Origin of the sequence: Jeotgalibacillus terrae (genome assembly GCF_016908195.1) — a bacterium.
Lineage (GTDB): Bacteria > Bacillota > Bacilli > Bacillales > Jeotgalibacillaceae > Jeotgalibacillus > Jeotgalibacillus terrae.
The window spans coordinates 208,243-221,965 of sequence record NZ_JAFBDK010000006.1 but is presented as its reverse complement, the minus strand read 5'-3'; the positions used below and the strand labels follow the sequence as shown (position 1 = coordinate 221,965).

The window sequence follows — 13,723 nt, the reverse complement described above, 5'->3', positions numbered from 1 at the left end:
CTTGAAAGGTCTATTACTTACAAGAATCCGGAAAGACTATAATTATCAGTACGGCATTCTCAAGACAGCGATTGACTGGACTGTGATTGTCTACTTTATACTGCCGGTACTTTTTTTCACAGGTCTATTTTACAGATCGCTCTGGATAGAGCCTCCTGATTGGTTTAACTGGTTCGACTGGCGGCTTGCGGCACTCGTCATCGCGCTATCTGTACTGTCTTCAAGGTGGCGGACATTTCTTTATGAAGCGGACAGTGTCTTCTTAATAAAAAGAAGAAATCAGGTTGAATTAATTTTAAAGAAAAGCTTTATTTATAACTTAGTATTTTCATTTATGGAAACAGGCATAGTGATCGTTTTATTGCTGCCTTTTCTGATCAATTTTCTTTCAGTCAGCTGGCTCTCAGTATTTGCATTGTGGATTGCGGCTGCATCCTTACGTGTAAGTGGAAAAGCGTTGTTCTATTTTTCATGGCTGAGATTCAAAGGCTGGGCGCTTCAGGCTGTTGTCATCGTGATTGGAATTGTCCTGTTCATTGGTGCGTTTCCTTTCGTCTGGTTGAGTTTTTACGTGCCGTTCGCGGCTATGCTGCCGCTGATCATATTAATGGCAATCCTTCCTGTATTACTGAAAAACAGCCTGCTCTCTGCAAATAGAATTCTCGATCACGGGTTAAAGGAACGTGAATATAAGACGCGGCTCATTAAAAAAATGTTCTCAATGTCTTATGAAGTGGAGACACCGCCAAAAGCAAAAACACGTTCCAAGCCCTGGCTGTTCGGATACTCGCAGAAGATTTTTAAAAACGCCGGGCCAAAGCAGGCGCTGGCAGAGCTGTTCATCAAACATTATGCAAGGGATAGAGAATTTACCTATCATATTATGCGATTTTTCGGTGCATCAGGCGCATCAGGGTTCTTTGTTCCCACAGGCTGGGGATACTTGATTATCGTATCGTTTTTGGCATTTGGAACAGTCATGGTGCTTGGACAGATGTGGGCTCAGCTGATTGATCAACATGCGATCGGGGGCAAGTATAAAGCCAGGGATGCCTATTTTAAAGTCAGACGAATATTTAATCTGATTGTGATCGTTCCATATCTGATTTTTGCTGTCATCTATTTTATCTGAATCAAATTTCATGGTGATTCCACGAGTGAAATGTTCTATAATAGGACCATTATCAAAGAACGGAGTGAACGCGGTGACGATCAGCTGGACAGATGAAGCAGAAAAAAGAAGAGACGAGATCATCAGGGAACTCAGACAGCTAATCGCGATTCCGAGTGTACTGGATGAATCAGCTGCAGATGATAACGCCCCTTTTGGTAAAGAAGTAAAAGAGGCACTGGATTATTTATTAAACGCCGGTGAGTCAGCCGGATTCAAAAGTAAAAACGTTGGCAATATAGCAGGGCACCTGGAGATGGGACAGGGGGATGAGCTGCTCGGTATTCTTTGTCACGTTGATGTTGTACCGGCAGGCAAAGGCTGGTCGCATAACCCATTTGAAGGTGTTGTTGAAGACGGAAAGCTATTTGGCCGGGGTGCCATTGATGACAAAGGTCCGACAATTGCAGCTTATTTTGCAATGAAGATCATTAAAGAACTTGATCTGAAAATGAATAAAAGAGTCAGGATGATTATTGGTACAGACGAAGAAAGTGACTGGCGCTGTGTAGACCGTTATTTCCAGGAAGAAGAAATGCCTTCAATCGGATTTGCTCCTGATGCCGATTTTCCTGTGATTCATGCTGAAAAAGGAATCATGGACGCCGATTTCCATTTGACAGATTATGAACCTGACGTGCATGCGCCTAAGAGCGAAATGCATACGTTCTATTCCGGCGAACGCTACAATATGGTGCCGGATTATGCGAAGGCAGAACTGACCGTTCATGCTGAACAGACTTATCTGCTGCAGGAATATGAAGAATTTCTGAAGGAGCATGAATTAAGCGGAGATTTTTATGTGAAGAGCGGACTGCTTACGATGGAGCTGAATGGGCAATCTGCTCATGCAATGGAGCCTGACGACGGAATCAACGCAGGCATTATGCTGTTAAGATTCTTATGCATGTTCGGGCTCGATGCCAGATCAAAGGCGTTTGCGGGCTTTGCCAATAAATACTTATATAATGGTTCGAGAGGTGTTGCGCTTGGCATCGCAGGTCAGGATGACATCAGCGGTGATCTGACACTGAACACCGGTCTGATCCGTTATACAGAAGATCAGGCTTATTTCGGACTCAATATACGCTATCCGGTTACATATGATATGGATCAGAAGCGTGACTGGCTGAGTGAAGAAATGAAGAATCACCATATCCGGATTGATGTGAAAGATGATTCAAAGCCGCATCATGTCAATGGTGATGATCCTTTTATCCAGACATTACTGAAGGTCTATGAGAATCAGACCGGTGAAAAAAGTGAACTTCTCGCCATTGGGGGAGGCACTTATGCACGCTCACTTGAAAAAGGAGTAGCATTTGGCGCACTGTTCCCCGGAAAAGAAGATGTAGCACACCAGAAAGATGAATACATTGAAATAGAAGACTTATTAAAAGCCACGGCTATATACGCAGAAGCCATCTATGAGCTCGTCTGCGAAAAGGAATGATAGAGGGGGAGATCAGTTTGGGAACAATTCTTGTAAATGATCAGTTTTTAGACCGAGTAAACGGAACAGTGGATATTGAAGATCGCGGCTATCAGTTTGGTGACGGTGTATATGAAGTTGTCAGAGTATACGGCGGTAAAATGTTTACAGCGAAAGAGCATCTGACAAGGTTATTTGAATCTGCTGAAAAGATATTTCTGACACTTCCTTTCACGCTTGAAGAATTAACAGGCAGGCTGGAAAAGCTGATGGAAGACAATCAGCTTGATACAGGGATTATTTATCTTCAGGTCACACGCGGAGCTTCATCAAGACAGCACCACTTTCCTGACCAGTCAAGCGCAGTCCTCACTGCCTATACAAAGGAGGTAGCGCGTCCTGTTGCTGATATGAGCGCTGGTGTTAAGGCAATTACAACACCGGATGTCAGATGGCTGAGATGTGACATTAAGAGCCTGAACTTACTCGGCAACCTGCTTGCAAAACAGGAAGCAGTATCTAAAGGCGGCTTTGAAGCGATCCTGCACAGAGATAAAATGGTTACTGAAGGATCATCGTCCAATATTTTTATCATTTCAGATAACACGATGTATACGCATCCTGCTACAAATTTGATTTTAAACGGGATTACACGTCGTGAAATTTTAAAGCACTGCGCAGCAATTGGTCTTCAGGTTGCTGAAAAACCATTCACACTTGATGAACTGATGAATGCAGAAGAAGTCTTTATGGCAAGCACCACAGCTGAAGTCATGCCGTTAACACAGGTAAATGACGCACAAATCGCAAACGGCACACCAGGTAACTGGACACGTAAACTGCAGGAAGCATTCGAAGAAGCAGTTGAAAAACAATGCGGGGCATTAACAGAGACAATTACGCTGTAATCGTTAAAATTTAAAATGTGACATGTCAGTATAGGTATATTCAGGTGAGCGTAGCGGAAGGCGGTGACTCCGGGACGATTAGCGGGACAGCTGAGACCCCGCAGAGCGAAGCTCGAGGAGGCTCAGCGACCGCCTGCAGTGAAGTGAACCGGTTATACAGAAAAACAGGCTGAAGAAAAAGATCCCAGCCTGTTTTTTATATGAATATTTTGAGATTTTACCAAAAAAAGCTGCCCCTTGTAGTACAGGACGGAGACTCCCGCCCCAGGAAGGGACAGGTGAGACCCCGCAATGCGAAGCATGAGGAGGCTCACCGCCCGGGGGCAGGAAAGCGCAGTCCTGTACGGAGAGGGGCAGCGGTTCTATATTGTCATATTACTCTATTCATACCTGAACACGTCGCTCGACAGGTATCTCTCACCTGTATCACACGCAATAAACACCACAAACGAATCCTCAGGCAGTGTCTTTGCCACTTCTAAAGCCGCATAACATGCTGCACCTGATGAAGGACCGACTAAGATTCCTTCCTCCCGCGCAAGGCGGCGTGTAATATCATATGCCTGTTCATCTTCAATTTTGTGAATCTTGTCATACACTTCCTGATTCAAAATATCAGGAATAAAACCGGGGCTTGTCCCAACAAGCTTATGCTTTCCGGGCTTTCCTCCGGATAATACAGGAGATCCTGCCGGTTCAACGACATGCACCTGAAGATCCTGATACTTTTCTTTCAGCACTTCACCGGTACCTGTGATTGTACCGCCTGTTCCTGCGGTTGCAACAAATGCACTGAGAGGTTTGCCCAGCTGATCAGCAGCTTCAATAATTTCAAGTGCGGTGGATTTTCTGTGAGCGTCAGGATTAGCAAAATTCTCAAACTGCATAGGCACAAAGCTGCCTTCAATATCTTTAGCGAGCTCATTTGCTTTTTTGATTGCGCCAGGCATTTTTTCATCACCTGGTGTCAGTACCACTTCAGCACCGTATGCTTTCAACAGATTAATCCGCTCAGCTGTCATTGTGTCAGGCATAACAAGAATAGAACGGTAGCCGCGTGCTGCTGCATTCATGGCGATGCCAATGCCAGTGTTACCGCTTGTTGGCTCAATGATCGTAGAGCCTTCCTTTAATAGTCCCGCTTTTTCAGCTTCAAGCATCATATTGAAGGCAGCGCGGTCTTTTACACTTTTACTCGGATTATAATATTCAAGTTTTGCATAGACTGTCGCCCCTTTTTCAGGCTGCAGTCTGTTAAGTTTTACAAAGGGAGTATCCCCGATCAGTTCTGCAATATTATTGACTACTTTCATCATGATCATCCTTTCAAGACAGTTACGTGATTTCATTCTACCTTTAACCGCGCGGGGATTCAATTTAGACTGTCCAGACTTCCAAAAAACGTTATAATGAAGCAAGTACAGCATAATGGAGGATGACAATGGGAACACATTATTTCATTGCGTGCAAATTACCGTATAAAGTAAAAAACAAATTGTATGAGCTGCAGCAGGCTCACATGCAACAGGACTGTTTTAAAAAATATCCTGAACGCGATGACCTTCATATTACCTTGTCATTTTTTGGTGCAGTTTCAGAACAAGAGCTTAAGATTGTCTGCGCGGAGCTCGATAATAAGATTAAAAGCCATAAAGCCTTTCGTGTAACGTTTGATCGAATCGATACGTTTGGTCAAGAGTCTGCACCCAGGGTCTGGTGGGCAGGACCAAAACCTTCTGCACATCTGACTGACCTTTACCGGACCGTTCAGGACATTGCCGGGCTGATCAATAAAAATGAACATAGACCGTTTCGTCCCCATGTCACATTGGCGAAAAAGTGGAAAGGCGAACCGGTTGACGTATATAGAGGACCTGTTGAACCTGTAACAGGCTTTATAGATGAAGTTGTCATCTATGAAATTCATCCTGAAAAAAGACCAATGTATGACATATACGCCTCCTATCAGTTATCAGAAAGCGGTGAAAACGATGGCACAGTTAATTAAACTGCAGGATTACGTTTCAAGATACGAAAAAGATATGATTCGCTATCCTTCACAATATGTCAGGCTGAAAAAACAGCAGTGGACAAAAATTAAACAGCAGTGGGAAGATGGCGGTGTCTACCTTAATGAAGAGGAGATCCAGCGTTTTAAAGAAGAAGTGGAGGGGAAGGATGGGATCTTAAAGAGATTTAAGAAAATTCTTGTCCGGCATGAAGAAGAACCCGAAGTTGAAGAGGAGCCGGATGAAAGTGACGATCTTTCATTTGAACCTTCAGTCTATTATAAACCGGAGACATTAGATGATCTGAAGCACCTTTATCTCGATCAGCTGCTTCAGTTTCAGCTGAAATGGGCGAGCTCAACATTAACTGAAAAATCTTATGTGGATTCGAAATATCACCGGGATGATCACCTGAAGTTTTTCCTGCAGCGCTTTCCCGATACATTTCTATTAATGTATGAACCGATTCTTTTATTGAAGAAAGCGCCCGTAGAATTAGAAGTGCTATTGTTCACCCCGACAGCACTATGGTGCATATCCCTTCTTGATCAGGGTGAAGACACTGTGTTTGTGGGTTCTACAGAGCGTTTTTGGAAGGTGAAAAAAGGTGAAAGCGAGCATACACAGCTGAATCCGTTAATTTCACTGGACCGGACTGCATCTATTCTTCAACAGATATTCGATAAAAACGATGTGGACTTTACGATTCATAAAGCCGTTTTTTCAAGAACAGGGTATGTGGACTTTCCGGACATTCCATATGGCTATAAAGTCATCGATAAAAGGTCTATTCAAAAATGGCATGAACAACAACGCACGATGTCTTCTCCGTTTAAACATATGCAGATGAAAGCAGCCCGCTCCATCATTGAATATGCTCAGACAACCTCTGTCAAACGTATGCAGTGGAGTGAAGCGGATGAAGAGCTGCTGGGTGAACATGAAGAATGAAGAAAATCGCTGTCTTTAATCCTAATGCCGGAAAAGGGTTAAATCAAAAATCACTTACTTTATTGATTCCCGCCTTTAATCAGGCCGGTATTGACGTGTGGATTTCACGGGCTAAGCATGATATTGAAAACAGAATCAGAGAGTGGTGTGATAATCATCCTCTTGAAGAGGTTTGCTTTATCGTATCAGGCGGGGATGGAACGATGCATGAAGCAGTAAACGGGGCAGCAGGTCACAAGCATACAGTGTTTGCTTCCATCCCTGCAGGTTCCGGAAATGATTTTGCGAGACATTTTGGTGGGCTTAAACTGGATATGAACCTGCTTCAGCACCTATCACGTCTGCATAGTGAAGATCAGGATCTTATTACATACAGTATGATCAAAGAGCGGGTCGCCGTCAGTAATATGGGGGCAGGGTTTGATGCGGAGGTCGCATATTCTGCGAACCGCTCAAAAATAAAAAAGCTCCTGAATAAATTGTCAGCAGGTAAATTAGTGTATGTCGTCTTCCTGATTCAGCAGCTGCTCGTCTTTAAGCCTTATTCGCTTACAATCATCGCAGATAGACGTGAAAAGCAATTTAAACGCGTCTGGTTTACGACGATCTCGAATCAGCCTTATTACGGGGGTGGTATGAAAATTGCTCCGAATGCTGATACAAAAGACGGACTGCTGGATGTAACTGTTGTACATGGTCTGTCGAGAATAAAATTTTTACTGGTATTCTTAAGTGTTTTTAAAGGGTCCCACGTGACATTTAAAGAAGTGTATCAAGTCCGTTCTGCCCGAGTGAACTGTATAGCAGACAGAGACGTCAGGGTGCATGCTGACGGGGAGGATAACGGTCTGCTTCCTGCCGGACAGGCGCTTTCAGCACAAATCGCTGCTGATAAAATCCGGGTGGCAGGTCAGTTGGCTCTTGACGAATGACAGGTAAAAACGATAATATTTTAATTGGATAGCGCTTTGTGTAGCTGCTATCTTTTTCTATTCTATGAAGATATTAAACCACTCCGCTATAGAAGGTGAATGAATTGGAACATTTATTTGATGATCAGGACTGGGAGATCATATCTGCAGGAGGGGCTTCAGGAGAAGCTTTTTTCGCCAGATATCATGAACAGAAACTTTTTCTAAAGCGCAACTCATCACCTTTTTTAGCTGTATTATCAGCTGAAGGGATTGTGCCAAGACTAAAGTGGACTAAGCGCCTTGAGAACGGTGATGTGATTACAGCACAGCACTGGCTGAATGGACGTGAGCTTCATGCAGATGAAATGAACGGTCCCCGAATCGCTAAAATGCTGAAAAAAATTCATAGCTCCAGGCCATTAACTTCTATGCTGCAAAGACTGGGTAAAGAACCATACGATCCCTCTCTTATGTATGCGGAAGTGGCTGATACACTTGATACAGAACTGAAGTATCTGCCCCCTGTCAGGGAAGCACTGACGTTTTTGCGTCATAACCTCGACCAGATCTCGGCAGAAAGCTATGTTGTCTGTCATGGAGATGTGAATCATAATAACTGGCTTTTATCAGATGTAGATGAATTATTTTTAATAGATTGGGATGGCGCAATGCTTGCTGATCCTGCTGTTGATGTAGGGATGCTTTTATACTGGTATGTACCTGAAGCAGAATGGAGCAGTTGGATGGCCCATTACGGTGAGGAATTAACAGATGACTTCCGCCTGAGAATGAAATGGTATGTCGTCAGCCAGGCACTTGTCATGCTTCAATGGCAAAAAGACAAAGGCCGCCTGCACGACGTAACCAAATGGATGAACTTCCTGCAGCGCACCCAAAAGAAAGAAAACCTTAAGTAGCCTGATTCTTTTCTGGCAACATCAGAAGAGCACAGGCTATTTTTGATTTAAAAAATGCTTGTCACTATAAGTTCATGTACATGAACAATCGTATTTGATTGACAGGTCGTTTCAAAATGCTTATAGAGCTGGTTCTTATAGTGGAGGACGAGTGCTCACCGCACGGGGGCAGGAAAGCGGAGTCCTCCACGGAAATGAACTGCGTTTCATTAAACCAACTTACTTACAAAGGAGATCACACAATGAGAGCAAGGAATAAACCGTGGGCTGAAGACTATTTGCTGAAGCACCCGGAATACGTGCCGGCTGAACCTGAAACATTTAAAGGCAGCTGGAAGGCAGCAGTATTTGGAAATGATAATGAGCTTCACATTGAAGTCGGGTCGGGTAAAGGCAGATTTATTACTGAAATGGCTAAGATGCATCCTGATGTAAACTATATTGCTATTGAGCTTTCTGAAAGCATTGCAATTACTGCACTTGACCGCATGATTGAAGCAGGTGTACCCAATGCAAGACTGCTGACGATTAATGCAGAAATACTGGGTGATGTATTTGAACAAGGAGAAGTAGACCGCGTCTATCTGAACTTCTCAGACCCGTGGCCAAAAACCAGACATGAAAAGCGGCGCTTAACTTTCAAAAAGTTTTTAGATCTTTATAAAACAGTGCTGCCTGAACATGGAGAAATTCATTTCAAAACGGATAACAGAGGCCTGTTTGAATACTCCTTACAAAGCTTCTCAGCCTACGGTCTGCTCTTAACATACGTTAGCCTTGATCTTCATAACAGTGATTTTGAAGGCAATGTCATGACTGAATATGAAGAAAAATTTTCATCAATGGGCCAGCCAATCTACCGCTGTGAAGTGCGTTACTAATATAACAGCTCTGTTAAAGGTGGCTGTTGATTTCCGCTCCAGGGGGAACGCTTTCCGCAGGGCGTGCGGTGAGCCTCCTCACGCTTCGCGCTGCGGGGTCTCACCTGTCACGCTTCTCCTGCTGGAGTCGTCCCCCTTCCGCTCCAATCACCAGCTGTGCAAGAACAACATTGGACTTTAACTAAGCCAATAAAATATAAGAGACTGCTAGAAAATGCTGCAAGGTGGTAACTAAAATAAGTTTCAATGCAGCGGAAAGATTATATATCCTGTTATTTTTTGTATCAGGGTTTTTTTCTATGTTAATATGAAAGCGTATACATTAGGAGGCGATTCGAGTGGATTCTTTTAAGTTTGGTGACTGGGAGATTTACTGGCTGGATGGCGGTATCACCAATATGGATGGCGGAGCAATGTTTGGTGTTGTGCCAAAACCCCTCTGGTCTAAGAAATATCCTGTAAACGACAAAAATCAGATTGAACTTGTTACAGAACCTTTATTAGTCCGAACAGGTGAGAATAATATTTTGATTGATGCAGGCGTCGGATATGGGAAATATGATGAAAAGAAAAAGCGCAACTACGGAATAACACGAGAAGCGTCGATTGAACGCTCGCTCGAACAACTGAATCTGACAGTAAATGATATTGATACCGTTGTGATGACGCACATGCATTTTGATCATATCGGGGGCTTAACAACACCCGATGGGGAAAAGATGAGATCTGTTTTTCCAAATGCCGTGATCTACACAAGCGAAACAGAATGGAATGAGATCAGAGAGCCGAATATCAGATCGAGAAATACATATTGGAAAGAAAATTGGACAGCAGTTCAGGAGCAGGTAAAAACTTTTACAGATGAACTTGAAGTGTGTCCAGGTATGACAATGATTCACACAGGTGGCCACAGTGACGGTCACTGTATTGTGAAAATGGAGCAAAAAGGTGAAGTGATCCTGCATATGGCTGATCTCATGCCAACACATGCACACCAGAATCCGCTGTGGGTTCTGGCTTACGATGACTATCCGATGACATCTGTCTATGCAAAAGAAAAATGGGTTAAGGACGGACTGAATAACGGCTGGTGGTTCAGTTTTTACCACGATGCATATGTCCGGATGATTAAGTGGAATGAAACAGGTAAAGAAGTAACTGGTGAACTGAAAAGAACACCATTTCCTGATTAACCAAAAGGGGTGTCCAATAAAACTGGACACCCCTTCAAATATTATATTTTATACACGTCCATCACTGTGCCTGTTTTCGCATCAGCAATGAATTCAAATTGTTCAAGTTCACTGCCGTGGTGACGTGATATGCCTCCACGATATACTTTATTCTTTACTGCAAGTACCTGATGATCTTCTGGGTTCATCTGAATCCAGGAGCCATCAATCGGACCATCCTGCTTAAATTGATCTTTCACATTTTGAAGAACCTTTTCAGCAGAAGCCTGATTTGACTGTACAGCATTTGCACTCTGACTGATCACAACACCGGCTGTTAAGCCTACTGCTGCGCCAAGGGCTGCATCTTTCCAATTCATATGATTCACCTCCGGATATTCAATTCAATTTTAAGTATAGCGGATTCATCATTGTGATGCACCACATTTAAGAGCAATATCTTCCAATCTTAATCGTGGAAAGTGGAAAGGTGAAAGAAAGTTCTGTAAAATAAGATAGAATGCATTTATGAAAGGAAGTATACATAATGAATCAGGATACATTAGCGTTATTTAAACAATTGACCGAGCTCCCTGGTGCACCGGGTAATGAGCATGCAATCAGAAAGCTGATGAAAGAAGAACTGTCGAAGTACTCAGATGAAATTGTGCAGGATGGCCTAGGCAGTATTTTCGGATTAAAAAAAGGACCTGAAGACAGCCCGGTTGTTATGGCTGCGGGTCATATGGATGAAGTAGGGTTTATGGTAACCGGAATTACAGATAACGGTATGGTCCGCTTTCAGACATTAGGCGGCTGGTGGAGCCAGGTATTACTGGCACAGCGCGTTGAGGTGATTGCAGGCGATAAAAAGATCACTGGTGTCATCGGTTCAATTCCACCTCATCTTTTAAGTGAAGAGAAGCGGGCAAAGCCGATGGATATTAAGAATATGCTGATTGATGTAGGTGCAGATGATAAAGCGGATGCTGAATCAATGGGCATTTTACCAGGGCAGCAGATTGTGCCTGTATGTGAATTCACTCCAATGGAAAACAAGAAAAAGATTCTTGCGAAAGCATGGGATAACCGGTACGGCTGCGGTATTTCAATTGAACTGTTAAAAGAGCTGCAGAATGAATCACTGCCTAACACGTTATACAGCGGTGCGACAGTGCAGGAAGAAGTAGGACTCAGAGGGGCTCAGACTGCTGCTAACCTGATCAAACCTGATATTTTCTTTGCAATGGATGCAAGTCCTGCAAATGATATGACAGGGGATAAAAATGAATTTGGTCAGCTTGGCAAGGGGACACTGCTCCGCATTCTTGACCGCAGTATGGTGACTCATCGCGGCATGAGAGAATTCGTGCTCGATACAGCGGAGACAAACAATATTCCATATCAGTATTTCGTATCAGCAGGCGGGACAGATGCAGGCCGCGTTCACATCTCGAATGAAGGGGTACCGAGTGCGGTTGTCGGCATCTGTTCAAGATATATTCATACGTCAGCTTCAATGATCCATATCGATGACTATGCTGCTGCGAAAGAACTTCTTGTCAAGCTTGTGAAGTCATGTGACAAATCAACAGTTGAGTCAATCAAACAGGGTTCATAATATGAATCTTGCCGTTGGAACAGTCAATCCAGCAAAAGTTTCTGCAGTGAAAAGCTGCTGGAGCTTTGGTGAAGTGAGAGGGTTCAAAACTGAATCCGGTGTAAAGGACCAGCCCTTTGGTCACGATGAAACAAGACAAGGTGCCATCAACCGTGCTTTCAATGCAGCGGCATTGTTTGATGGTGCTTGCGGTATCGGACTTGAAGGTGGCGTTACAGAACATCAGGACGGTCTATATATCTGTAACTGGGGAGCACTTTTTGTCCCCGGCTTTAAAGAGACATTTACCGCTTCCGGGGCAGGCATCAGACTCCCTGATGAGCTTGCCGCTCCACTCCGGAATGGCGAAGAGCTGGGCCCGCTAATGGAACAGTACAGTATGCAAAAGAACATCAGACAAAATGAAGGGGCTGTCGGATTTTTTTCAAATGGTAGAATCACGAGAGCGCAGATGTTTGAACATATCGTTGAACTGCTGATAGGTCAGTGGGAATACGCAAAAAACAAATAAAAAAAGGGATCGTATGCGCGATCCCTTTTTGCTTATTCAGTCTCAAAAATATAAGACACAGCTTTTAAAGCCTGCTCCGGTGTTTCAACAGTAACCGTTGCCTTACGTGACAACTCCTTTAATGCATGGTGCAGCTTTTCCAGCCTGATCAGAATCAGCGGCTTATTCATCGTAAGTGCAGCAGAAGCATCCATCGCAGTATTCCACTGTTTATACTGCTCTCCAAACAGCGCAATCACAAGATCGGATTTTTGCATCAGAACCTGTGTTCTCAGATTGTTAAATGCAGAAGCTGCATCATCTTTAAAGATTGCATTCGGCTGTTCACCGAGGATTTCTTCACCGATGTCATCAGATCGGCTATGATTTTCCATCGGGCCTGTGAAATGTAAAGTGTAAGGGAGTGAAGACGCCTGGTCCTTCAGCTTTGCGCGCCAGTCACTGTGTATTTCTCCAGCAAGGTAAATCGTCAGTTCCATCAAATCTCCCCTTCTCAATATGTAATAATTTCAGTATAACACGCTGAATTTTTGACTGGAAATTATTTGACGGGGCAAAGGGTTGTCAAATGAACGCCGGATTAGTATGATGTATAGCGAATGGGTTCATAAGGAGGAAGACAATTGAAGAAACATCTGTTTATTTTATTTGTTATTTTCACATCCGCTGTACTTGCAGCTTGTAATACAACAATAGAGCAGGAAAGAGAAAAAACGCTGACAGAAGTTGAGGATATTTTCCTTGATGAAGCTGAGCGTCCGAATACTGAATTAGATGACCTTGAAGTCCACCTTCCTTACATGGCAGAGGTGGCTGAAACATCTGATCACAATGCTGTTATTGAAAAAAGCAACGAAACTTATGTGCTGTTTCATCATTTGAATGAAGAAGCAGGTAATGATGTCATTTATACGATGACAGAAGCTGCTGAAGCAGAGTGGCTGGTGAATGAAACGTTTGAAGAAAAAGACAGATTCGGTTATGTACTGCTTCGTCAGATTGATGAAGAGAACTATGAACTGACAACTGGTATGGACTATACGAAGCTGACGACAGTAACATCGTTAGAAGATATCAGCAGCAATGCAAAATGGATGATGGAAACGGTCAGATCAGCTGACTGGACTGACGACAACCCGGAAGAATAATCTTCCGGGCTTTTTTTATATCACTTAATGATGTGAAACAAAAATAAAAATCTCTTTACAACCTTTACAAGTGTCTTTACACTATTCA

15 protein-coding genes are annotated in these 13,723 nt (G+C 43.4%); 12 read left to right on the top strand and 3 right to left on the bottom strand.

What is annotated here, in order from left to right; all coding sequences use genetic code 11:
• Position 1: 1 nt before the first annotated feature.
• The 3 genes from JOD21_RS08220 to dat all read left to right on the top strand — a co-directional run bounded on the left by JOD21_RS08220 (position 2) and on the right by dat (position 3,511).
• The gene (locus tag JOD21_RS08220) at positions 2-1,132 is read left to right on the top strand and encodes an ABC transporter permease (RefSeq protein WP_204729137.1); all 1,131 of its coding nucleotides are present in this window, start codon (positions 2-4) and stop codon (positions 1,130-1,132) included.
• Between the two features lie 73 nt (positions 1,133-1,205).
• Positions 1,206-2,624, top strand: a complete 1,419-nt coding sequence (gene pepV / locus JOD21_RS08215; protein ID WP_338032889.1) for a dipeptidase PepV — start codon at positions 1,206-1,208, stop codon at positions 2,622-2,624.
• Between the two features lie 17 nt (positions 2,625-2,641).
• On the top strand, positions 2,642-3,511 hold the full coding sequence (gene dat / locus JOD21_RS08210; RefSeq protein WP_204729135.1) for a D-amino-acid transaminase: 870 nt from the start codon (positions 2,642-2,644) through the stop codon (positions 3,509-3,511).
• A 380-nt stretch (positions 3,512-3,891) separates the two neighbouring features.
• On the opposite strand, the gene cysK is transcribed toward dat, so the two are convergent.
• A complete protein-coding gene (cysK, locus tag JOD21_RS08205; protein ID WP_204729134.1) occupies positions 3,892-4,824 on the bottom strand; it encodes a cysteine synthase A in 933 nt (310 codons plus the stop codon).
• A 128-nt stretch (positions 4,825-4,952) separates the two neighbouring features.
• Here cysK and thpR point away from each other — a divergent pair, with 128 nt between their 5' ends.
• The 6 genes from thpR (at position 4,953) to JOD21_RS08175 (ending at position 10,376) form a co-directional block, all read left to right on the top strand.
• Complete coding sequence (gene thpR / locus JOD21_RS08200; protein WP_204729133.1) at positions 4,953-5,519, top strand: RNA 2',3'-cyclic phosphodiesterase; 567 nt, start codon at positions 4,953-4,955, stop codon at positions 5,517-5,519.
• Positions 5,503-6,471, top strand: a complete 969-nt coding sequence (locus JOD21_RS08195; protein WP_204729132.1) for an NERD domain-containing protein — start codon at positions 5,503-5,505, stop codon at positions 6,469-6,471. Before thpR ends, JOD21_RS08195 begins: the two co-directional genes overlap by 17 nt.
• A complete protein-coding gene (locus JOD21_RS08190) occupies positions 6,468-7,403 on the top strand; it encodes a diacylglycerol/lipid kinase family protein (RefSeq protein WP_204729131.1) in 936 nt (311 codons plus the stop codon). Before JOD21_RS08195 ends, JOD21_RS08190 begins: the two co-directional genes overlap by 4 nt.
• 104 nt (positions 7,404-7,507) lie before the next feature.
• Complete coding sequence (locus tag JOD21_RS08185) at positions 7,508-8,302, top strand: phosphotransferase family protein (protein ID WP_204729130.1); 795 nt, start codon at positions 7,508-7,510, stop codon at positions 8,300-8,302.
• A 242-nt stretch (positions 8,303-8,544) separates the two neighbouring features.
• The gene (gene trmB, locus JOD21_RS08180; RefSeq protein ID WP_204729129.1) at positions 8,545-9,183 is read left to right on the top strand and encodes a tRNA (guanosine(46)-N7)-methyltransferase TrmB; all 639 of its coding nucleotides are present in this window, start codon (positions 8,545-8,547) and stop codon (positions 9,181-9,183) included.
• Between the two features lie 338 nt (positions 9,184-9,521).
• Complete coding sequence (locus JOD21_RS08175) at positions 9,522-10,376, top strand: YtnP family quorum-quenching lactonase (protein WP_204729128.1); 855 nt, start codon at positions 9,522-9,524, stop codon at positions 10,374-10,376.
• Between the two features lie 41 nt (positions 10,377-10,417).
• Here JOD21_RS08175 and JOD21_RS08170 read toward each other — a convergent pair whose 3' ends face one another.
• The gene (locus JOD21_RS08170; protein ID WP_204729127.1) at positions 10,418-10,735 is read right to left on the bottom strand and encodes a hypothetical protein; all 318 of its coding nucleotides are present in this window, start codon (positions 10,733-10,735) and stop codon (positions 10,418-10,420) included.
• Between the two features lie 167 nt (positions 10,736-10,902).
• Between JOD21_RS08170 and JOD21_RS08165 the strand changes: the two genes are divergently transcribed.
• Together JOD21_RS08165 and JOD21_RS08160 are read left to right on the top strand one after the other, a co-directional pair.
• Positions 10,903-11,976: a M42 family metallopeptidase gene (locus tag JOD21_RS08165; RefSeq protein WP_204729126.1), complete on the top strand. Its 1,074-nt coding sequence runs from the start codon at positions 10,903-10,905 to the stop codon at positions 11,974-11,976.
• Between the two features lies 1 nt (position 11,977).
• Positions 11,978-12,487 (top strand): DUF84 family protein, encoded by a 510-nt coding sequence (locus JOD21_RS08160; protein ID WP_204729125.1) that lies wholly within the window; start codon positions 11,978-11,980, stop codon positions 12,485-12,487.
• A gap of 32 nt (positions 12,488-12,519) precedes the next feature.
• On the opposite strand, the gene JOD21_RS08155 is transcribed toward JOD21_RS08160, so the two are convergent.
• Positions 12,520-12,966, bottom strand: a complete 447-nt coding sequence (locus tag JOD21_RS08155; protein ID WP_204729124.1) for a YtoQ family protein — start codon at positions 12,964-12,966, stop codon at positions 12,520-12,522.
• Positions 12,967-13,110: 144 nt separating this feature from the next.
• Here JOD21_RS08155 and JOD21_RS08150 point away from each other — a divergent pair, with 144 nt between their 5' ends.
• Complete coding sequence (locus JOD21_RS08150; protein WP_204729123.1) at positions 13,111-13,635, top strand: hypothetical protein; 525 nt, start codon at positions 13,111-13,113, stop codon at positions 13,633-13,635.
• Positions 13,636-13,723: the final 88 nt, after the last annotated feature.

Bases quoted from the DNA above. Each gene is read 5' to 3' on its own strand.
- cysK (WP_204729134.1), bottom strand. From the start codon at position 4,824: ATGAAAGTAGTCAATAATATTGCAGAACTGATCGGGGATACTCCCTTT.
- thpR (WP_204729133.1), top strand. From the start codon at position 4,953: ATGGGAACACATTATTTCATTGCGTGCAAATTACCGTATAAAGTAAAA.
- JOD21_RS08195 (WP_204729132.1), top strand. From the start codon at position 5,503: ATGGCACAGTTAATTAAACTGCAGGATTACGTTTCAAGATACGAAAAA.
- JOD21_RS08190 (WP_204729131.1), top strand. From the start codon at position 6,468: ATGAAGAAAATCGCTGTCTTTAATCCTAATGCCGGAAAAGGGTTAAAT.
- trmB (WP_204729129.1), top strand. From the start codon at position 8,545: ATGAGAGCAAGGAATAAACCGTGGGCTGAAGACTATTTGCTGAAGCAC.
- JOD21_RS08170 (WP_204729127.1), bottom strand. From the start codon at position 10,735: ATGAATTGGAAAGATGCAGCCCTTGGCGCAGCAGTAGGCTTAACAGCC.
- JOD21_RS08165 (WP_204729126.1), top strand. From the start codon at position 10,903: ATGAATCAGGATACATTAGCGTTATTTAAACAATTGACCGAGCTCCCT.
- JOD21_RS08160 (WP_204729125.1), top strand. From the start codon at position 11,978: ATGAATCTTGCCGTTGGAACAGTCAATCCAGCAAAAGTTTCTGCAGTG.
- JOD21_RS08155 (WP_204729124.1), bottom strand. From the start codon at position 12,966: ATGGAACTGACGATTTACCTTGCTGGAGAAATACACAGTGACTGGCGC.